Source organism: Gordonia sp. CPCC 205515 (assembly GCF_048537925.1).
Taxonomy (GTDB): Bacteria; Actinomycetota; Actinomycetes; order Mycobacteriales; family Mycobacteriaceae; genus Gordonia.
Genome location: NZ_JBCLVJ010000002.1, coordinates 734,925 through 756,042 on the forward strand (window position 1 = coordinate 734,925; position 21,118 = coordinate 756,042).

The 21,118-nt window shown below is 66.4% G+C and carries 17 protein-coding genes; 15 read left to right on the top strand and 2 right to left on the bottom strand.

Features of this window, described 5'->3' with window-relative positions; genetic code table 11:
* Positions 1-24: 24 nt before the first annotated feature.
* The 5 genes from lspA to AAFP30_RS03785 all read left to right on the top strand — a co-directional run bounded on the left by lspA (position 25) and on the right by AAFP30_RS03785 (position 6,991).
* Positions 25-639 carry a signal peptidase II gene (lspA, locus tag AAFP30_RS03765; protein WP_419228478.1) on the top strand — a complete coding sequence of 205 codons (615 nt, stop codon included), beginning with the start codon at positions 25-27 and terminating at the stop codon, positions 637-639.
* Entirely contained in the window at positions 632-1,558 is a 927-nt protein-coding gene (locus AAFP30_RS03770; RefSeq protein WP_419228479.1) for an RluA family pseudouridine synthase, read from the top strand. Before lspA ends, AAFP30_RS03770 begins: the two co-directional genes overlap by 8 nt.
* Positions 1,559-1,649: 91 nt before the next feature.
* Positions 1,650-2,852 carry a serine/threonine-protein kinase gene (locus tag AAFP30_RS03775; protein WP_419228480.1) on the top strand — a complete coding sequence of 401 codons (1,203 nt, stop codon included), beginning with the start codon at positions 1,650-1,652 and terminating at the stop codon, positions 2,850-2,852.
* Between the two features lie 162 nt (positions 2,853-3,014).
* A complete protein-coding gene (gene dnaE / locus AAFP30_RS03780) occupies positions 3,015-6,566 on the top strand; it encodes a DNA polymerase III subunit alpha (protein ID WP_419228481.1) in 3,552 nt (1,183 codons plus the stop codon).
* A gap of 143 nt (positions 6,567-6,709) precedes the next feature.
* Positions 6,710-6,991: a hypothetical protein gene (locus AAFP30_RS03785; RefSeq protein ID WP_419228482.1), complete on the top strand. Its 282-nt coding sequence runs from the start codon at positions 6,710-6,712 to the stop codon at positions 6,989-6,991.
* A 113-nt stretch (positions 6,992-7,104) separates the two neighbouring features.
* Here AAFP30_RS03785 and AAFP30_RS03790 read toward each other — a convergent pair whose 3' ends face one another.
* On the bottom strand, positions 7,105-8,100 hold the full coding sequence (locus tag AAFP30_RS03790) for an SMP-30/gluconolactonase/LRE family protein (protein ID WP_419228483.1): 996 nt from the start codon (positions 8,098-8,100) through the stop codon (positions 7,105-7,107).
* Between the two features lie 167 nt (positions 8,101-8,267).
* Here AAFP30_RS03790 and ilvA point away from each other — a divergent pair, with 167 nt between their 5' ends.
* On the top strand, positions 8,268-9,656 hold the full coding sequence (gene ilvA / locus AAFP30_RS03795) for a threonine ammonia-lyase IlvA (protein WP_419228484.1): 1,389 nt from the start codon (positions 8,268-8,270) through the stop codon (positions 9,654-9,656).
* Here ilvA and treZ read toward each other — a convergent pair.
* Entirely contained in the window at positions 9,649-11,430 is a 1,782-nt protein-coding gene (gene treZ, locus AAFP30_RS03800; RefSeq protein WP_419228667.1) for a malto-oligosyltrehalose trehalohydrolase, read from the bottom strand. The genes ilvA and treZ overlap by 8 nt on opposite strands.
* Positions 11,431-11,715: 285 nt before the next feature.
* Here treZ and AAFP30_RS03805 point away from each other — a divergent pair, with 285 nt between their 5' ends.
* The 9 genes from AAFP30_RS03805 to AAFP30_RS03845 are packed head-to-tail and all read left to right on the top strand — an operon-like array spanning position 11,716 to position 21,117.
* The gene (locus tag AAFP30_RS03805) at positions 11,716-12,567 is read left to right on the top strand and encodes an MlaE family ABC transporter permease (protein ID WP_419228485.1); all 852 of its coding nucleotides are present in this window, start codon (positions 11,716-11,718) and stop codon (positions 12,565-12,567) included.
* 3 nt (positions 12,568-12,570) lie between these two features.
* Positions 12,571-13,437, top strand: a complete 867-nt coding sequence (locus AAFP30_RS03810; protein WP_419228486.1) for an ABC transporter permease — start codon at positions 12,571-12,573, stop codon at positions 13,435-13,437.
* A gap of 13 nt (positions 13,438-13,450) precedes the next feature.
* Complete coding sequence (locus AAFP30_RS03815) at positions 13,451-14,788, top strand: MCE family protein (RefSeq protein WP_419228487.1); 1,338 nt, start codon at positions 13,451-13,453, stop codon at positions 14,786-14,788.
* Positions 14,785-15,819: an MCE family protein gene (locus tag AAFP30_RS03820; protein WP_419228488.1), complete on the top strand. Its 1,035-nt coding sequence runs from the start codon at positions 14,785-14,787 to the stop codon at positions 15,817-15,819. Before AAFP30_RS03815 ends, AAFP30_RS03820 begins: the two co-directional genes overlap by 4 nt.
* Positions 15,816-16,805: an MCE family protein gene (locus AAFP30_RS03825; protein ID WP_419228489.1), complete on the top strand. Its 990-nt coding sequence runs from the start codon at positions 15,816-15,818 to the stop codon at positions 16,803-16,805. Before AAFP30_RS03820 ends, AAFP30_RS03825 begins: the two co-directional genes overlap by 4 nt.
* Complete coding sequence (locus tag AAFP30_RS03830; RefSeq protein ID WP_419228490.1) at positions 16,799-17,908, top strand: MlaD family protein; 1,110 nt, start codon at positions 16,799-16,801, stop codon at positions 17,906-17,908. The genes AAFP30_RS03825 and AAFP30_RS03830 overlap by 7 nt, the downstream gene beginning before the upstream one ends.
* Complete coding sequence (locus tag AAFP30_RS03835) at positions 17,905-19,062, top strand: MlaD family protein (RefSeq protein WP_419228491.1); 1,158 nt, start codon at positions 17,905-17,907, stop codon at positions 19,060-19,062. The genes AAFP30_RS03830 and AAFP30_RS03835 overlap by 4 nt, the downstream gene beginning before the upstream one ends.
* Positions 19,059-20,231 carry an MlaD family protein gene (locus AAFP30_RS03840; protein WP_419228492.1) on the top strand — a complete coding sequence of 391 codons (1,173 nt, stop codon included), beginning with the start codon at positions 19,059-19,061 and terminating at the stop codon, positions 20,229-20,231. The genes AAFP30_RS03835 and AAFP30_RS03840 overlap by 4 nt, the downstream gene beginning before the upstream one ends.
* Positions 20,232-20,256: 25 nt before the next feature.
* Positions 20,257-21,117 carry a hypothetical protein gene (locus tag AAFP30_RS03845; protein WP_419228493.1) on the top strand — a complete coding sequence of 287 codons (861 nt, stop codon included), beginning with the start codon at positions 20,257-20,259 and terminating at the stop codon, positions 21,115-21,117.
* The last annotated feature ends 1 nt before the right edge of the window (position 21,118 follow it).

Below are 21,118 nucleotides of genomic sequence, written 5' to 3' on the forward strand. Positions count from 1 at the left end.
GATGATGGGGTGGATGATGGAGTCATGACCGAAGCGACGGGATCGGATAGCCCTGCCGCATCCAACGCCCCTGCATCGAACTCATCGGGAACCCGCAAGGTCGTCTGGGCCCTACCGCTCATCGCGGTATGCGTGGTGGCGCTCGACGTGCTGACCAAGACGCTGGCCGTGGCAAAACTCGACCCCGCGGATCCGGTGCACATCATCGGCGACGTCGTCACCCTCCGACTCATCCGCAACAGCGGTGCCGCGTTCTCCATGGCGTCCGGCTACACGTGGGTGCTGACGATCATCGCGCTGATCGTGGTGATCGGCATCTTCCGCTACAGCAGTCGGCTGCGGTCTATGTGGTGGATCGTCGGATTGGGCCTGGTCCTCGGTGGGGCGTGCGGCAACCTCATCGACCGCCTGTTCCGGGCGCCCGGGCCGCTGCGCGGACACGTCGTCGACTTCGTCTCCGTCGGCTGGTGGCCGGTGTTCAACGTCGCCGATTCCGCGGTGGTGTGTGGCGCGGTGCTGCTGGTGGTGCTCTCGCTGCTCGGCTTCGAATACGACGGCTCCCGCACCGGATGGGCCGCCCGCCACGACACCGCCGACGAGGACGCCGAGTCCGCGAACGCCAAGGACGCAGATGCGTGAATCACGGTCGATGCCGGTCCCGGACGGCGTCGACGGCATGCGTCTGGACGCGGGCGTGGCTCGTATCCTCGGGCTGTCCCGCACGGTCGCCGCGACGCTGGCCGACGCCGGCGACATCAGCGTCGACGGGGTGACCGTCGGCAAGTCACACAAACTGAAGGGCGGCAGCTGGCTCGACGTCACCCTGCCCGAACCGGCGGAACCGCTGCGCGTCGAACCGACCCCGGTCGAGGGTTTCGAGGTGATCTACCACGACTCCGACATCATCGTCGTCGACAAACCCATCGGGGTGGCCGCCCATCCGTCGCAGGGGTGGACCGGACCCACCGTCGTCGGTGCTCTCGACGCCGCCGGGTTCCGCATCTCCACCTCCGGCGCGGCCGAACGGCAGGGCATCGTGTCCCGGCTGGACGTCGGCACCTCCGGCGTCATGGTCCTCGCCGTGTCGGAGAACGCGTATACGCTGCTCAAGCGCGCCTTCCGGGACCGTGAGGTCGACAAGGTCTATCACGCTCTCGTGCAGGGACATCTCGATCCGCCCGAGGGCACCATCGACGCACCGATCGGTCGCCACCCGGGCAGCGACTGGAAGTTCGCGGTGAGCGCGAAGGGCAAGCCCAGCGTCACCCACTACGACACGCTGGAGATGTTCGCCGCGGCGTCGCTGCTCGACGTCCACCTGGAAACCGGTCGCACGCACCAGATCCGGGTGCACTTCTCCGCGCTGCATCACCCGTGCTGCGGCGACCTCACCTACGGCGCCGATCCGGTGCTGGCCAAGCGGCTGCAGCTGGAGCGGCAGTGGCTGCACGCGCGGTCGCTCTCGTTCGCCCATCCGGCCGACGGCCGGCAGGTCACGTTCACCAGCGAGTATCCGGCCGATCTGCAACGCGCCCTGGATCTGCTGCGGGAGGGCTGACGCGCGCGGGTCGACGATGCGCGCTCGTGCGCGTCGGTTGGGTAGCCTGGTCGATCAGGACAGCAGGCGTGTCGATTCGGGGAGGTGGACAGTGCTCAAACCAGGGTCGTTCGTCGCCGGCTACCGCATCGAGCGTCTGCTGGGCAGCGGCGGCATGGGCGCGGTGTACTTGGCCCGCCATCCCGAACTCCCACGCTCGGACGCACTCAAGATCCTGACCTCGACGACCTCCGGCGACGAGCAGTTCCGTCGACGTTTCCTGCGCGAGGCCGAGGTCGCGGCCACCCTCGATCACCCCAACATCGTCACCATCTACAACCGCGGGCGCGCCGACTCCGGTGAGGATCCCGACGGCCAACTGTGGATCGCCATGCAGTACGTCCCGGGCAGCGACTGCGCCGCCGAACTCGCCGCGATCGGCCGCGGTATGGACCCCAAACGGGTCGCCCGCATCATCTCCGAGACCGCGAAGGGCGTCGATTACGCTCACCGCAAAGGGCTGCTGCACCGCGACATCAAACCGGCCAACATCCTGCTCTCGCAGATCGACGACGACGCGACCTTCGACGAACAACGCGTCCTGCTCACCGACTTCGGCGTCGCCAAACCGGCCGACGAGGTGGACAGCCTGACCGTCGCCGGGATCGTCCTGGCCACCCTGTCCTACGCCTCGCCCGAGCAGCTCGACGGTGCCGCACTGAATGGTCGCACCGACCAGTACTCGCTGGCCGCCACCGCTTTTCACATGCTGACCGGGCATGTCCCGTTCGCTGACCGGTCCGCCTCCGCGGTCATCCGGGCGCACCTGAGCGAGCCGGTGCCGCGGGTCTCGGCCGAGGTCGCCGGGCTGTCGCCGGCGGTCGACGCGGTGATCGCCAAGGCGATGGCCAAGGCACCGGCCGACCGCTTCGGTTCGTGCCGGGAGTTCGCCGACGCACTCACCATGGCGCTGCGCACCTCGTCGTCGAGCGGCACGGGCCACCCACAATCCTCGGTGACACCCCACGGTCGACATTCCGGCGGGACCTCCGGACCGGTGTCGGGGCCGCCGGTGCATGGCCGGTCCGGACCGCACGCCGTGCCCGTCGGCGTCGGCGGGCAACCCGGGCATCAGCCGGTGCAGTACGGGGCCGCGCACCCGGTCGCGCCGACGCACCGCGGACCGGCTCCGCCCTCGACCGGGCCGCACGGTCCCGACACCGGGTCGTCGTACGCGGGACTGGTCGCAGCGTTGCTGGCGCTTGTCGTCATCGCGGTGATCATCCTCGTGCTGATCGTGTCGAACGTGAGCTGACGCCCGCGGCCGGTGCGGCGACGCGCCGGGGACACGCCGGGACCGAACGCCTCATCTGTCACACGCGGCGTGTGCGTGCCCGACGCTGTCGGTACCCCGTCATACAGTGAATCCCAGCCAACAGATCCCCATCCGCCCATCGAAAGTGACCAGAGCCTGCCGATGTCCTCGACCTCGTCGTTCGTTCACCTGCACAACCACACCGAGTACTCGATGCTCGACGGTGCCGCGAAGGTGTCGCCGCTGTTCGCCGAGGCCAAACGGCTCGAGATGACCGCGATCGGCATGACCGACCACGGCAACATGTTCGGAGCCAGCGAGTTCTACAACACGGCCATCAAGAACGACATCAAACCGATCATCGGCATCGAGGCCTACATCGCGCCGGACTCCCGGTTCAACACCAAGCGTGTCCAGTGGGGCACCCGCGATCAGAAGAGCGACGACGTCTCCGGTAGCGGTGCTTACACCCACATGACCATGGTCGCGGAGAACGCCACCGGTCTGCGCAACCTGTTCAAGCTGTCCTCGCGGGCCTCCATCGAGGGTCAGCTGGGCAAGTGGTCGCGGATGGACGCCGAGATCATCGCCGAACACGCCGAGGGCATCATCGCGACCACCGGTTGCCCGTCGGGTGAGGTGCAGACCCGGCTGCGGCTCGGTCACGAGCGTGAGGCGCTCGAGGCCGCAGCCAAGTGGCAGGAGATCTTCGGCAAGGACAACTTCTATCTCGAGCTCATGGAGCACGGACTCGAGATCGAACGCCGGGTCCGCGACGGGCTCCTCGAGATCGGCCGCAAACTCGGCATCAAACCCATCGTCACCAACGACTGCCACTACGTCACCAAGGATCACGCCGCCAGCCACGAGGCGCTGCTCTGCGTCCAGACCGGCAAGACGCTGACCGATCCGACGCGCTTCAAGTTCGACGGCGACGGTTACTACCTCAAGTCCGCCGAAGAGATGCGCGCGCAATGGGATTCGGTGGTGCCCGGCGCTTGCGACAACACCCTGGAGATCGGGGAGCGGGTCGAGTCCTACGCCGACGTCTTCACCCATCGCGACCGGATGCCGATCTTCCCGGTGCCCGAGGGCGAGTCGCAGGACACCTTCCTGCGCAAAGAGGTCGCCAAGGGACTCACCGAGCGCCGGTTCGCCGGTACCGAGGTACCGCAGGAGTACCTCGAGCGCGCCAACTACGAGCTCGACGTCATCATCCAGATGGGCTTCCCCGCCTACTTCCTGGTGGTCGGCGACCTCATCCGGCATGCCCTCGAGGTCGGTATCCGCGTCGGCCCGGGCCGTGGTTCGGCCGCCGGGTCGCTGGTCGCGTGGGCGCTGGGGATCACCAACATCGACCCGATCCCGCACGGACTGCTCTTCGAGCGATTCCTCAACCCCGAACGTGTGTCGATGCCCGATATCGACATCGACTTCGACGACCGCCGCCGCGGCGAGATGGTGCGCTACGCCACCGAACGCTGGGGCAGCGAGAAGGTCGCCCAGGTCATCACCTTCGGCACCATCAAGACCAAGGCGGCCATCAAGGACTCCGCCCGCGTCCAGTTCGGCCAGCCCGGCTTCGCCATCGCCGACCGCATCACCAAGGCACTGCCGCCGCCGATCATGGCCAAGGACATCCCGGTCTGGGGCATCACCAACAGTGAGCACGAGCGGTTCGCCGAGGCCTCCGAGGTCCGCACGCTCATCGAGACCGACCCCGACGTCAAGAAGATCTACGACACCGCCCTCGGTCTCGAGGGCCTGATCCGCAACGCCGGCGTGCACGCCTGCGCGGTGATCATGTCGTCGGAGCCGCTGACCGACGCCATCCCGGTGTGGAAACGCGCGCAGGACGGCGCGATCATCACCGGCTGGGACTACCCGTCGTGCGAGGCCATCGGCCTGCTCAAGATGGACTTCCTGGGTCTGCGCAACCTCACCGTCATCGGTGATGCCCTGGAGAACATCAAGAACAACCGCGGCGTCGACATCGACCTCGACACCCTGCCGCTCGAGGACCCCAAGACCTACGAGCTGCTCGCCCGCGGTGACACCCTCGGCGTGTTCCAGCTCGACGGCGGGGCCATGCGCGAACTGCTGAAACTGATGCAGCCCACCGGCTTCGAGGACATCGTCGCGGTGCTCGCGCTGTACCGCCCGGGTCCGATGGGCGTGAACGCGCACACCGACTACGCCAAGCGCAAGAACGGTCTGCAGGACATCAAGCCGATCCATCCGGAGCTCGAGGAACCGCTCAAGGAGATCCTGTCGGAGACCTTCGGCCTGATCGTCTACCAAGAGCAGATCATGCAGATCGCGCAGAAGGTCGCCGGCTACTCGCTCGGACAGGCCGACCTGCTCCGCCGCGCGATGGGTAAGAAGAAGAAAGAGATCCTCGACGAGGCCTACGACGGCTTCGCCGAAGGCATGCGGAACAACGGGTTCTCCCAGGCCGCGATCACCGCACTGTGGGACACCGTGCTGCCGTTCGCCGGCTACGCGTTCAACAAGTCGCACGCGGCAGGCTATGGGCTCGTCTCCTTCTGGACCGCCTACCTCAAGGCCAACTATCCCGCCGAGTACATGGCCGGCCTGCTCACCTCGGTCGGCGACGACAAGGACAAGGCCGCGATCTACCTGGCCGACTGTCGCAAGCTCGGCATCACCGTGCTGCCGCCCGACGTCAACGAATCGCAACGCAACTTCGCCGCCGTCGGCGCCGACATCCGCTTCGGCCTGGCCGCCATCCGCAACGTCGGCACCGGCGTCGTGTCGTCGATCCTGGCCGCCCGCGACGAGAAGGGGAAGTACACCAGCTTCTCCGACTACCTCGGCAAGATCGACGTGACAGCCTGCAACAAGAAGGTCACCGAATCGCTGATCAAGGCCGGCGCCTTCGACTCGCTCAGCCATCCGCGCAAGGGCCTGTTCCTGGTACACACCGATGCCGTCGAATCGGTCATCGGCACCAAGAAGGCCGAGGCCATCGGACAGTTCGACCTGTTCGGCGATGCAGGCGGAGCCGACGACAGCATGGCCGAGGTGTTCGCGGTCAAGGTGCCTGACGAGGAGTGGGACTCCAAACACAAACTCGCGCTCGAGCGAGAGATGTTGGGACTCTACGTCTCCGACCATCCGCTGGCCGGAGTCGCGCACGCGATCGCCTCGCAGACCGACACCTCTATCACCCAGCTGCTCGAGGGCACGGTGCCCGACGGCGCGCAGATCACCATCGGCGGCATCATCTCGTCGGTCAACCGGCGCGTGAACAAGAAGGGTGAACCGTACGCGGTGGTCACCCTCGAGGACATGGTCGGTGGTGTCGAGGTCTACTTCTTCCCCCGCGCCTACCAGGTGTACGGGCTCGACATCGTCGCCGACAACATCGTGCTCGTCAAAGCCCGGGTCAATGCCCGCGACGACAGCACCATGATCTCGGCCAACGACCTCGCCGTCCCCGACCTCGCGGCGGTCGGCACCGCCAAACCGGTGGCGCTGACGTTGACCGCACGCTCCTGCACCCCCGACCGGGTGCAGGCTCTGAAGCAGGTCCTCACCCGACATCCGGGCACCGCGGACGTGCACGTCACCCTGATCAGCGAGCAGCGCCAGACGCAGCTACGCCTCACCGAGGCGCTGCGCGTCACCCCGAGTTCGGCGCTGATGGGCGACCTGAAGGCACTCCTCGGCCCCACCTGCATGGGTGGCTGACTTTGTCCGCCGCACCGCGACTTCGTGTGATCTGAGCGAAAGTTTTCGGCACCCCGAACATTTTCATTCAGTACCCGCTACACTGAGGATCACGGCAGACGAAACGTCCGCCGGTCAGTACCGTCTCACCTCGGGAGTCGACCGTGACCGCAGCCATCGTGCCAGCACTGATCGAGTCGAACTCTGCGCGCCGTGGCTCGTCGACGGCCACGCCGACGGTGGACGTCGCGGGTGTTCGCTGGCCGATGCACAAGGCACACGCCGTCGCCGCCGCGGTCCTTGTCGCGCTGCTCGCATTCGTCGTCACCGGTTCCGGTCAGGTCACCATGTGGGCGTCGGCCGCCGCGCTGCTGACCGTGTGGTGGGGTGAGCGTGCGTTCCAGACATTCCGCCACGACGCCCGCACTGCCCCTGCCTCTCGCTGACAGCAACCACTTTTCCGCCGACGGCAACCACTTTCCCGCCGACGGCAACCACTTTCCCGCCGACGGCAACCACTTTCCCGCCGACGGCAACCACGTCGGTCCGGGAGTTCCCTTTACCGCGGCACCGCCGCGGTCGACCCGGCGTCGAATCCGCCCGGGATCTCGTAGATACGGCCGTCGAATCCGGCCCGATAGAGGTGCCCGGCCGAGAACCCGCGGTTTCCGCGACCGTAACTGAGCACGCTGGACTGCGGTAGCCCGGATGCGAGGACGCAGTAGTTGCCGGGCGAGGTGATCCGCACGATCCGGCCCGCGGCGTTGAACGGCACCACCGGCCGGTCCTGCTTGTCGAGGGTGAGACCGTCCGGCGTCGCGGTGATGTCACCACCGAGGGTGAGCAGGCTCTGCACGACTCGCGGATTCGACGTCAGCACGCGACTGACCCCGGGGTTGGTGAACGTCCGCGAGACATAGAGCCATCGATCGCCGCGGCTGAGCACCGCGCCGTTGGCGCTCGGCACCCGACCCCAGTCCGACTGCACTGCGCCGTTGGGGTAGGCGCGCCCGATATTGGTCGCAAAGTCGTTGGTGGCGTAGACAATTCCGTTGCCGGCGCTGGCCAGCCCGTTGGACGCCGACAGGCCGCCGACCCACGGACGAAACGCCAGATTGTTCACGTCGAGTCGGCCGATGGAGTACTGCCGGGCGGTGTCGCCGACGACGACCGTCGCCGCCGGGCCGTATCCGACGAGCAACGCGCCGTCGCGCGCCCAGGCCAGACCACCGCCCGCTCCCGGGGTGGTGGCGATCGGTACGGCGGGCGCGCCGGGCGCCGAGAGTCGGAACACCCGGCCGCTGATGAGGTCGGTGGTGTACAGACGTCCCCGAGCATCGACGGTCAGCCCCTCGAGTGCGGCGCCGGGCACCGACCCCACCAGCCGCGCTGGTGCGCCGGCACCGGGGCAGACCGGTGCCGCGTCGGCGGTTGCCGGTGATAGCGCGGTGATCAGCCCTGATGTGGCAGCTGCGGCGGCGATCAGGGCGCCGACGCGTCGACGCGGGAAGCGCGGTGCGACGGTCTGCCGGGTGGGTCGGGTGCGACGGAACATACAGCCTCCAGGCTTTGGTGCCGTCCGTCGGCGGGTCGCGCGTCTTGAACTCGCGAGGACGACTGAAGTTCGCTGACCTGGCGCTGACACTACGCCCGCCCCGGAAGCAAGTCGACCGCAGCAAGTCGACCGCACCAAGTCGACCGCATGAACCGGACAGTGAGAACATGGACGGCGTGAGTACGCAGCAGGCACCGGTTCACCAGGACGGCAACGCATTGAGTGTCGACGCCATCGAGGCGTCGGTGCCGCGTATTGCCGAAGCGGTGGCCCGCACGCCGCTCGAGGCGGCGCCGCGCCTGTCGGCCGCGGTCGGCGGCGCCCAGGTCTACCTCAAGCGTGAGGACCTGCAGACCGTGCGCTCTTACAAGATCCGCGGTGCCTACAACGTGATGGCCCAGCTGACCGCCGACGAACTGGCCCGCGGCGTGGTGGCCGCCAGCGCAGGCAACCACGCCCAGGGTGTCGCGTTCGCCTGCCGCGCGATGGAAACCCATGGCCGGATCTACGTCCCGACCACCACACCCAAGCAGAAGTGCGACCGAATTCGTTGGCACGGAGGTGATTTCGTCGAGCTGATCTCGGTGGGGGAAACCTACGACGCGGCCGCGGCGGCCGCCCAGTCCGACGTCATGCGGACCGGCGCCACCTGGATTCACGCCTTCGACGACCCACGCACCGCCGCCGGCCAGGGCACCATCGCCTACGAGATCGTCGAGCAACTCGGCCGAGTGCCCGACGTCATGGTGGCGCCGGTCGGCGGCGGCGGATGTCTGGCCGGCATCGCCACCTACCTGCGGGGCCGCAGCGACGATGTGGCCGTCGTGGGCGTCGAACCCACGGGTGCGATCTCGCTGACCGCCGCGCTGGCCGCGGGTGGCCCGATCACCCTCGACGAGATCGATCCGTTCGTCGACGGTGCCTCGGTCAAACGCATCGGATCGATCGGGCACGGGGTGATGGCCGACCTCGACGCCACCATCACCAACCACCCACTGCTGGCGACCCTGGTGCCCAACCCGGTCGTCCCGGTGACGCCGAGCGGCGTGCCCTACGTGCCGAAGCCGGGCACCGCGCACATCACCCATGTCGACGAGGGCGCGATCTGCTCGGCGATGCTCGAGCTCTACCAGAACGAGGGCATCATCGCCGAGCCCGCCGGCGCACTTGCGGTCACCGGACTCTCGACGCTGGACCTGTCCGAGGACGCGGTCGTCGTGTGCCTGGTGTCCGGCGGCAACAACGACGTCTCCCGCTACGGCGAGATCATCGAACGGTCATTGGTGCACCGCGGTCTCAAGCACTACTTCCTGGTCGACTTCCCGCAGGAGCCCGGGGCACTGCGCCGCTTCCTCGACGAGGTCCTCGGACCCGACGACGACATCACCCTGTTCGAATACGTCAAGCGCAACAACCGGGAAACCGGGGCCGCGCTCGTCGGCGTCGAGCTGGGATCGCCGGATGGCCTTGCAGGACTGATGGATCGGATGGCACATTCGCGCCTGCACTGCGAGCGGCTGGAGCCGGGCACCCCCGCCTACGACTACCTCACCTGATCCGTCCCACCACCACGTTGTGGCCGGGGGAGCGGATGCCAGAGTCGGTGACTTCGACCGCGTGCCAGGACAATTCGGGCGTCAGCGTGATCGGGACGGTCGTCGCGTCGGGACCCAACACCGCCACGACGCTCCAGCCGCCCCGATGCATCGCAAACCAGCCGGCATCCTCGTCGAACTCGTATGTGCCGGAGTCGAACCCGCCGCCGGTGAGGTCGGACTCGTTTGTGCGCAACGAGATCAGCGCACGATAGAACTCGAGCATCCGACGATGCTCGGCGTCGTCGAGTTCGGCCCAGTCGAGTTTGGACGCGGCAAAGGTCGCGGGGTCCTGCGGGTCGGGGACATCGGCGGCATCCCAGCCGTGATCGGCGAACTCGCTGCGCCGTCCGGTGCGTACTGCCTCACCGAGTTCCGGCTCGGGGTGGGCGGTGAAGAACGCGAAAGGTGTTGCTGCCGCCCATTCCTCACCCATGAACAGCATCGGTGTGAATGGTGAGAGCAGTACCAGTGCTGCCTTGATCGCGAGCTGCCCGCCGTCGAGGTAGGCGGTGGGGCGGTCGCCGATGGCACGGTTGCCGACCTGATCGTGATTGCAGGTGTAGGCCAGCAGGGCGGTCGGTGCCACGTGATCGGTCGGAATGGGGCGTCCGTGGTGCCGCCGACGAAACGACGAATAGGTGCCGTCGTGAAAGTAGCCGCCGCGCATCACCTTTGCCAGCGCAGCCAGGCTGCCGAAGTCCGCGTAGTAGCCTTGGCGCTCACCCGAGACCGCGGTGTGGATGGCGTGATGGATGTCGTCGTCCCACTGCGCTGCCAGTCCGTATCCACCGAGTGGCCGCGGCAGGATGAGGCGCGGATCGTTGAGGTCGCTCTCCGCGATCAGCGACAGCGGCCGGCCGAGTTCGCCCGCCAACGTCTCGGTCGCCACCTCGAGTTCCTCCAGCAGGTGCACCGCCCGGTGGTCGATCAACGCGTGCACCGCGTCCAGCCGCAGCCCGTCGACATGGAATTCGCGCATCCAGCGCAACGCATTACCGATGATGAAGGCGCGCACCTCGTCGGAGTCGGCCTCCGACAGATTCAGCGACGACCCCCAACTGTTGGTGCCTTCGGTGAGGTAGGGCCCGAAGCGCGGCAGGTAGTTGCCGGACGGTCCGAGATGGTTGTAGACGACGTCGAGCACCACCCCGAGCCCGCGCGCGTGGCAGGCGTCGACGAACCGCGCGAAGCCGTCCGGACCGCCGTAGGCCTCGTGCACCGCGTACCAGGCGACGCCGTCGTAGCCCCAGCCGTGCTCGCCGTTGAAGGCGTTGATCGGCATCACCTCGACGACGTCGACACCGAGGTCGACGAGATGGTCGAGGCGGGCGATGGCCGCGTCGAAGGTGCCCTGCGGGGTGAACGTGCCGATGTGCAGCTCGTAGAGCACGGCCCCGCGGATGTCGATGCCGGCCCAGTCGCTGTCGGTCCAGATGGCCTCGTCGACGCGGTAGAGCTCGGCCGGACCGTGAACGCCCTCGGGAAGTCGGGCGGCCCGCGGGTCGGGTGCCGGGTCGGCGTCGTCGACGGCGAACAGGTAGCGGACCGGCGTCGTCGACGGGGTGCCGGCCGGCGCGCTCCACCATCCGGGTGCCGCCGGATCGGCCTCCATGGCGATCTCCCGCTGGTCCCCGGCGGTACGCGCGATGAGTGCCACCGACCGCGCGGCTGGTGCCCACACCCGCAGGTCCTCGAGAGTCGTCGGCGGTGTGAACGCGGACACATGCGACATCGAGGTGGGGTTCTGCCCACCTTGGACGTCCGACCCAGTTATGGTGTTCGGGAGCTGTGACTGATCTGTCATCAACCTCAAGGTATGTCGCCACGGGGGAATGCGCAGATCACGGTACCGTGATCCACGACACAGTGCCGAGCGAAAAGAGAGGTATATTACCGGGCGGGGTTCGTGGGGGACATGAACAGCAAGGTTTAACAGACCTGTGTGCGATTCCCATCACATATATGTGATAGGAACTATCGCGGGGATTAGGGACAGCGGAGACGCGAGGGTAGGGGATTGAGTACTGACGCGGCGACCTCCACCGGGGGGACACTCGCGGCAACCGGCGCAGTGCGCAAATGGTTCCGCGAACACATCATGGCGTCGTTCGACACGTTCGGACGCCAGTTGGGCATGTTCGTCGAGGTCTTCAAGGTGCTCATCGTCGACATCGTCAAACGACGGTTTCCGTTCGGCGAGTTCATCCGGCAGTGCGCCTTCATGGCCAGCACCTCGGTGTTCCCGACGCTGCTCGTCGCCATTCCGATCGGCGTCATCGTCTCGATCCAGGTCTCCAACATCGCCGGACAGATCGGCGCGACGTCGTTCTCCGGCGCGGCGACCGGTCTCGGCGTCATCCGCCAGGGCGCACCGCTGGTCACGTCGCTGCTGCTGGCCGGTGCGGTCGGCTCGGCCATCGCCGCCGACCTCGGTTCCCGCACCATCCGCGACGAGATCGACGCGATGAAGGTGATGGGCGTCAACCCGATCCAGCGACTCATCTCGCCGCGACTGCTCGCGACGATGGTGGTCAGCTTTCTGCTCTGTGGCTTCGTCTGCTTCGTCGGGTTCATCACCGGCTACGTCTTCAACGTCTACTTCCAGGGCGGCACCCCGGGTAGTTACACCGGCACCTTTGCGTCGTTCGCCTCGACGTCGGATCTGGCCTTCGCCATAGCCAAAGCCGTCATCTTCGGGGCGATCGTGGCGGTGGTGGCCTGTGATCGTGGCCTGACCACGAAGGGCGGTCCGGCCGGCGTGGCCAACTCGGTGAATGCCGCGGTGGTCAACTCGGTGCTGCTGTTGTTCACCGTGAATGTCGTGCTCACACAGTTGTTCGCGATGCTCATCCCGGCGAAGGTGGTCTGAGGAATGACGGCATCACGTTATGTGCCACCGGCGCTGCGGCCGGTCGAGGCCGCGAAAAGCGTCTATCGTGTCCCCCGCTCCGGGCTCGCCGCGATGGGGCACCTCATCACCTTCCTGGTGAAATCCATCGGCGCCGTACCGATCGCCTTCACCCACTACCGCAAGGAAGTCTGGCGGCTGCTGTCCGATGTCGCCTGGGGCAACGGGGCGATCGTGGTCGGCGGCGGCACCGTCGGGGTCATGGTGATCCTCGGCGTCATGGGTGGCGCCACCGTGGGCATCGAGGGCTACACCGCACTGAACCTGCTCGGCATGGGGCCGGTCACCGGTGGCCTGTCCGCCTTCGCCACCACCCGGGAGATCGCGCCGCTCCTCGCGGCGACCGCATTCACCGCGCAGTCGGGCTGCCGCTTCACCGCTCAGCTCGGTTCGATGCGCATCAGCGAGGAGATCGACGCACTCGAGTCGATCGCGATCCGGCCGCTGCCGTACCTGGTCACCACCCGGATGTCGGCGGCCGTCCTGGCGATCGTCCCGCTCTACGCGGTGTCGCTGACCGCGAACTACATTGCCTGCCAGGTCATGTACCAGGTCCAGAGCGGCCAGGGCGCCGGCACCTACCTCTACTACTTCAACCAGTTCCTGCTCTCGTCGGACATGGTGTTCTCCTTCATCAAGGTGATCGTCTTCGTCCTGTTGACGACTTTCATCCAGTGCTATTACGGCTATTTCGCGTCCGGCGGTCCGGAGGGCGTGGGTGTGGCCGCGGGGCACGCGATCCGTATGGCGATCATCGTGATCGTGTTCGCCAACCTGATCATGACGCTGGTGTTCTGGGGCACCGCGCCCGGCATCAAGATCTCGGGTTAGGGGGTAGCGCGACATGCCATTGATCGAAACCGACGGAAACAATCCCTCGCTGGCCCAGTACGTGCTGCGCGGGACGGCCTTCCTGATCGTGCTGCTCATCCTGTTCGTGTTGCTGTTCCTGCGCTACCAGGGGGTATTCACCAAAACCGTTGGGGTGACCGCGGAAATGACCGACGTCGGCGACGGTCTCATCACCGGTGCGGACGTCCGCTACAACGGGCTGATCGTCGGGACGGTGAAATCCATCGAACTGTCCTCGGAAGTCGGCCGCGACAACATCCAACTCAAGAACGTCGCCATCGACATCAACCCCGATCAGGCGTCGGGCATCCCGTCGAACACGACCGCGCGGACCATCCCGTCGAACCTGTTCGGCGTCAACTCGGTGGAACTGGTGCAGCCCGCGCAGCCCAACGGCCAACTCGACTCCGGCGCAACGATCCCCGCGGATAAGACGCTGCCGACGGTGCGGCTGCAGGACGCGCAGAATGAACTGACCGAACTCTTGAATGCGGTGCCGCCGGAGCAACTCGCCGCGGTGCTGGGCACCTTCGCCGACGCACTCGAGGGCGGCGGCAACGTCTTCGCCGCCTTCGTGCCGATCCTGGACACGTACTGGAAGACGATCAACGAGCAGTTCCCGCCGGGTGCACCGGGCGGCTTCGACAACTTCAACAATGCTGTCCAGGGATTGGCGCAGTCGACGCCGCAGCTGCTCGACACGTTGGGCCGCAGCGTGATTCCGGCGATGACCATCGCCGAGAAGCAGCAGGATCTGACCGCGCTGCTGTCGGCGGGACAGGGCGTGCTGGACCAGACCCAAACCCTGTTCGCCGCCAACGGTGATCGTGGCAAACGCGTCGTCACCGACCTGAACCGGACACTGGGTGCCGCCATGCTCGAACCGAATGCGCTGCCGGAGGCGTTGGCTGCGCTCAACAACCTCGCCGCCCGCGTGCTCACGGTATTCACCGGCGTGAACGGTCACGCGCAGCTCAATATCGGCGTCAACTTCGGTGCCTTCTACCGCTATACCCGGCAGAACTGCCCGGTGTACAACGGCGGGCCGTACGGACAGCTACGCGGACCCGGCTGTGTCGGACCGGGTACCGGAACCGGGCCGACGATGTCGGGGCCGTTGATGATCTACCCGTCCGACGGCATGCGACGCGGACTGAAGTTCCCGACCGCCGGTGCGGTCACCACCTCGTCGGACAACAAGACACTCGGCGCGGCCCTGAAACGGAAGCCGACCGCTGCGGACACGTTGATGCTCGGCCCGCTCGTGCAGTCGAGCGCCGTCGGGGAACCCACCGCACCGGGAGACAACGCTGGGGGAGGAGGACGATGAGCCGGGGACAGGCCAGTATTCGGAAACCGCTGATCGGCTTCTCACTGTTCGCGATCGTCGCGATGCTGTTGACCTACGTCATCTGGTCGACGCTGGAGCGGTCGCTGCCCGGCGACACCCACGCCTACAGCGCGTATTTCGACGACGCGTCGGGCCTGGCCTCGGGCGACGACGTCCGCATGGCAGGCGTGCGGGTCGGCCGGGTCAGCGAGATCAACCTCGACAAGGGGCGGGCCAAGGTCACCTTCGACGTTCAGCATGACCAGCCCATGTTCACCAGCACCAAGGCCGCGATCCGCTACCAAAACCTCATCGGGCAGCGGTATCTCGCGCTCAGCCTCGTCGAGGGAGCGAAATCCACACCGTTGTCGGCCGGAGCGACGCTGCAGCAGCCGTCGGAGGATTCCTTCGACGTGACCAAGCTGCTCGCCGGATTCCAGCCGGTCTTCGAGACGCTGCAACCCGAACAGGTCAATGCGTTGTCCGAGGGCATCATTCAGGCGTTCCAGGGCAATGCGGTGTCCTTGAGCTACACCGTCGCCCAAGTCGGCAAACTCGCCAACGACATGGCCAACCGCGACCAGGTCATCGGTGCCATCATCGACAACCTGAGCGCAGTGATGGCCGATCTCGCGCGTCAGGGCACACAGGTCGGCACGGTCGTCGACAGCATCAGCACACTCATCGCCAATCTCAACGAGAACTCCGCGGCCTTCGGCCGGTCGGTCGATGAGATCGGCCAGACCGCAACCGGATTCGCCGATGTACTGACCCAGTCGCGTAGCGATCTCGCCTCCGCGGCGACCGACGCCCGGATCGCCACCAACACACTGATCAACAACGGTGCCAAGCTCGACGGCCTGGCGACCAATCTGCCGGTCTTCCTCGGGCACTTCCCGATGGTCCTCGGCGAGGGGGCATACCTGAACATCTACGCGTGCGACCTCGACATCGCGATCGGCGACGTGTTGTTCCCGCCCGGACTGATCAGCAGTATCGGCGGCTCCAAGCACTCGGTGGTGTGCCAATGAGCCGCTGGCGCAAGAGTTTCGACAACAACCGCCGATTCTGGTACGGCATCGCCGGAGCAGTGATGATCGTGCTTCTGGTGCTCGGCGTGACCGGTCTGGCCCAAGCCCACCTCGGCAAGGAAACGCTCACCGGCAACTTCGCGCAGGCCGGCGGTATCCGTCCGGGTGACAAGGTGCGGGTCGCCGGCATCGACGTCGGCGAGGTCACCAAGACCGAACTCGCGGGCAACCACGTCGCCATCACGATGAAGGTCGACACGGACGTCGACGTCACCGCCAACGGGTCCGCCGAGATCAAGATGTCCACGCTGCTCGGTCAGCGCTACATCGATGTGTCGCTGGGCGATTCATCTCAGCCCGCACCCGACGGCCACATCGAACAGACGAGCGTCCCCTACGATCTGCAGAAGACGATCGAGGAGGGCACCCCGATCATCGCCGGTGTCAACGACGAGGACTTCGCCAACTCCATCCGCACCCTCAACCAGCAGCTGGCGGGTGCGCCCGCGGTGACCAAACCGACGCTGGACTCGCTCACCGCGATGTCGAAGATCATCACCAACCGGCGCGACGAGATCAATCAGCTTGTCACCGACACGAAGTCGGTCACCGGCATCGTCAACGACAGTTCGGCGCAACTGGCGATCATCGTCGGGCAGGGCCAGCAGTTGGCGCAGAAGATCGCGACCCGCGAGGCGCTGGTGACCCGAATGCTCGACGGCATCGCCCAACTGACCGAACAGGCGCGGGCGGTCGCCGCCGAAAACGGCAACCAGTTCGCGCCGATCATGGCCAATCTCAACACGATGTCGCAGGGTCTGGAGAAGAACCGCACCAACCTGCGCAAGCTGCTGGAGGTTCTTCCGGTGACCGCCCGTCTCACCAACAACGTGATCGGTGACGGTCCGTACGCCAACGGCTATCTGCCGTGGGGCATCTTTCCCGACAATTGGTTGTGCCTGGCCCGGGTGGTGGACGGATGCTGACCACTCGATCGAATCGATGGCGCCGCCCCCTGTCGGCGATGGTCATCTCACTGTTCGTGGTGCTCGGCCTCTCCGGCTGTTCGTTGATCCCCGCGGGCTGGACCCACGCGCTCGGCCAATCCATCGAGGTGAGCGCCTACTTCGACAACGTCGCCGGCCTGTACAAGAGCAATGACGTTGCGGTGCTGGGCATGCCGGTCGGTCAGGTGACCTCGGTGCAGCAGCAGGGCAATCGGGTCAAGGTCACCTTCACCATCGACAAGGATGTGCCGGTGCCGGCCACCGCGACCGCCGCGATCGTCAACACCTCGATCGTCACCACCCGGCATATCGAGTTGACGCCCGCGTATTCCGGTGGCGACAAACTGACCGACGGTTCGGTCATCAAGAACGCGAAGGCCCCGGTGGCGATCGGCGATCTGTTCGACTCGATCGACGGACTTGTCAAGGCGCTCAGCGGAGATCGGCCCGGGGAGGGGCCGGTCGCGGACCTGATGGACATCACCTACGGCATCACCAGCGGTAACGGTGACCGCATGCGGATCGCGATCGACGAACTCGGCAAGGCGGCCTCGGTCGCCTCGGGTAACAGCGACGCCCTCGTCGACATCATCAAGACCGTGCAGCAACTCACCTCGACGTTGGTGGCGAATTACCCCAAGATGACCGCCTTTTCGCGGTCCATCAACGACGTCGCGCGGATGCTGCAGGTGCAGGCGCCCGGGCTGCAGTCGGTGCTGGGTGACCTCAACGTCGCGCTGCAGAACACCACGGTGTTCCTGAAGAACAACGCGGGCACCATCAGTTCGTCGACCGGACGGCTCGCCGCCCTGGCCGCCAATCTGAGTGATTTCTCCCGACAGGTCGTCGAGTCGATCGACCTCGGTCCGCTGCTGTTCCAGAACCTCGCCAACTCGGTCTCGGCCGAACAGGGTGCGTGGCGGGCGCAGGTCCTGCTGGACAAGTCGCTGGTCGACACCGAACTGCTGTCCACCTTCTGCGAGCGCATCAACCTGCAGAAGGATGGTTGCCGCACCGGCCAGCTCAAGGACTTCGGACCCGACCTCGGTATCTTCTCCGGACTGCTGGAGCTGTCGAAATGACACGAGAACGCAAGCGAGGGTTCCGCATTCAGCAAGTGATCGATGGGGCACCGGGTGCCCGCACCCGGCGTCGGGCGGCGTTGGCGCTGATGGTCGCCACCATCCTGTCGGTGTCGGGCTGCGGGCTGTTGCCCGGCCTGACCGTCGAGGAGATCCCGCTGCCCGCACCGGGCGGCATCGGTGACTCGATCGACGTGACCGCCACCTTCGACAACGCCCTGAACCTGCCGAGCCGGGCCAAGGTGAAACTCAACGGCACCGACGTCGGGCAGGTCACCGACATCGTCGCCAAGGACTACACCGCAATCGTCTCCATGGATGTCAGCAAGGCGTCGAAGATCCCGGTCGGCACCGGCGCGGAACTGCGCCAGGCGACACCGCTCGGCGACGTGTTCGTCGCGTTGCTGCCACCCCCGGGACAGCCGTCGGGTTATCTCTCCGACGGTGACGCCCTGACCGGTCCGACGTCGGCGGCCGCGACCGTGGAGGACATCCTGGTCAGCACGGCCGCGGTGGTCGACAGTGGGTCACTGAGTTCGCTGCAGGTGATCCTCACCGAACTGAGCCGCGCGGTGTCGGGCAACCCGGATGCGCTCTCGGGTTCCATCCAGGAGCTCACGACCGCGATCACGAAGTTCAACAAGAACGCCGCCCTGGTCGATGAATCCATGCGTAACACCAGGATTCTCTCCGCGCAGGTCGCGGCCGGGCGCGCGCAGATCATGGCGTCGATCAACAAACTGGCACCGGCGGTCAACGCGGTCAACGGGCAGATCGGCTCGATCCTGACGACCCTGGACAAGGCCCACTCGGTGACCGCGGCGTCCAACGATTTCCTCAACACCGACGGGGAGAATCTGGTCGAACTCATATCCCATCTGTCCACCTCGCTGTCGGCGCTGCGGCAGGCGGCCGGGACGTTCGGGCCGCTGTCGGACAACGTCGCCACCCTGACGCCGAAGTGGATCAAGTCGACACCGGGCAGCGCGGCCGCGCTGTCGGCGAAGGTCTACTACCTCAACCCAGGAGTCGGCTTCGACTCGGGCACCCGACTGCCCGAACTCCAAGACGTCGACGAGGGCTCGAAGGCGTTGCAGCAGACGCTGACCCGGCTGCTGGCACGTCTCACCGGAACCAGGGGGTGCTGCGGATGAGCGGGATCGCCACGTGGCTGCGCAAGCATTCGATCGTGCTGGGCAACATCGGGCTCGTCCTGGTGATGCTGGTGGGTCTGGCCTACCTGTCCTTCGGGGCGCTGCGCTGGGATCCGTTCAAGGGTTCCTACGAGCTGCTCGTCCATTTCCCGAAATCTGGTGGGCTCCAGGACACCAGCGGTGTCACCTTGCGCGGCGCGCACATCGGTGAGGTCGACAAGATCCAGGTGCAGCCGACTTCTGTCGACGTGACCGTGAAAATCGACGACGACGTACAGATCAACCGCAACGCATTGGTCGCCGCGCTCGGTCTGTCGGCGGCCGGCGAGCAGTACGTCGACTTCCAGCCGTCCACCGCCGACGGGCCGTATTTCAGCGACGGCGACGAGATCAACGTCAACCAGACCAAGGTCACCGCATCCTTCCCGAATACGCTCGAATCGGCGATGAACGTCATTCAGCAGATCGATCCGCAGAAGCTGCAGGTGTCCATCGAAAACCTGAACCTGGCCATCAACACCGAGACACCGCAGAACGATCTGCGGGCGGTCTTCGATTCCGGCGGCGTGATCTTCGCCGACCTGTATCGGGTACTGCCGCAGACCACCAAGCTGATCTCGGACTCGGGCACCATCCTCAAGACAACGGCCGACATCCAGCCGGACTTCGGCACCACGGTGTCGTCGATGAGCACCATCGTCAATCAGGCGGTCGCCGCGGACAAGGAACTCCGCACACTGCTGGGCCGCGGTCCGGCGCAGCTCACCAGCCTGACCGGGTCACTGAATCAGATGACCGACCCGCTGACCGACGTGCTGCAGCAGTTCACCGACATCGCCCATCAGGGTGCGTTGCGGGCACCCGCGCTCGCGGTGCTGCTGCCGTCGATCCGCGACGCGAGCGTCAAGAGCCTGGCGATGTTCCACGACGGCGCCTGGTGGGCCTTCGGTTCCGTCTATCCGCGCCCGTACTGCAGTTATCCGGTCACGCCGGTGCGGCCGACGAAGATCCTGGAACTGTCGGTGCCGACCAATCTGTACTGTGTCACCGAGGACCCGCACCAACAGGTGCGCGGGTCGGCCAATGCGCCGCGACCGCCCGGTGACGACACCGCCGGGCCACCGCCCGGGTATGACCCGAATGCGCGCACCGTCCCATTGGACAAGTGAGCATGACTGCCAACGGAGGACTGACGTGAGAGCAGGAATGACCGAGCAGGACAAGAAGACCGACGGGGACGACACGATCGAGACGACCGACTCGACCGAGACAACCGAGCCCGCCGCGACCCCGCGAACCAAGTCGGCTCGCGCGGCCAAGCGTCGTGAGTCGTCGGGCGACGACGCGGCCACGGCCGATGTGGTCGCCGAACCGGCCGCGATCGACACCGCGAAGAGTGACAGCGGCAAGGGGGACAGCGGCAAGGGGGACAGCACGCCGCGACAGGTCTCGCTGACCTTCACCGCCCGCGGCGTGTTCAAAGTCTTGGCGGCGGTGCTGATCGTTGCGGCCGTCGTCGGCGTGTGTCTGCTCGGTTGGGGCTACTACCAGCAGCGGGAGAAGCTCGCCGCCTACGACGACAGCAAGGCGGCGTCGGCGAACTTCGCGGTCAAGATGATCTCGTCGTTCAACACCGACGAGGTCGGCGACATGAAGGAAGTGCTCGGTCCGCTGACCACCGGCGCCTTCCACGAGCGGCTCGCCAAGGAACAGTCCGAGGGCACCAAAGCACTCAAGGACCTCAACGTCAAGGCCACGCCGACGGTGAAATCGGTTGGGGTGGAGAGCTTCGACGCCGACTCCGCGCGTACCAACGTCCTGGTCAACGTCACCGGCAGCAGCTCGCTCTCACCGAGCGGTGGGCAGCAGATGACGTTGCTGTGGATGGATCTGCGCAAGGTCGACGGCAAGTGGCTCGTCGCCGAGGTCGACGGCGCCCAGGCCGACGTCGGCCAGTCCGCCGCCGACGTCAAGCAGCAGGCGCAGCAGAACCAGCCCGCACCCGCACCCGCCCCGGCCCCCGCTCCGGCCCCGGCACCTGCCCCCGCTGGCTGAC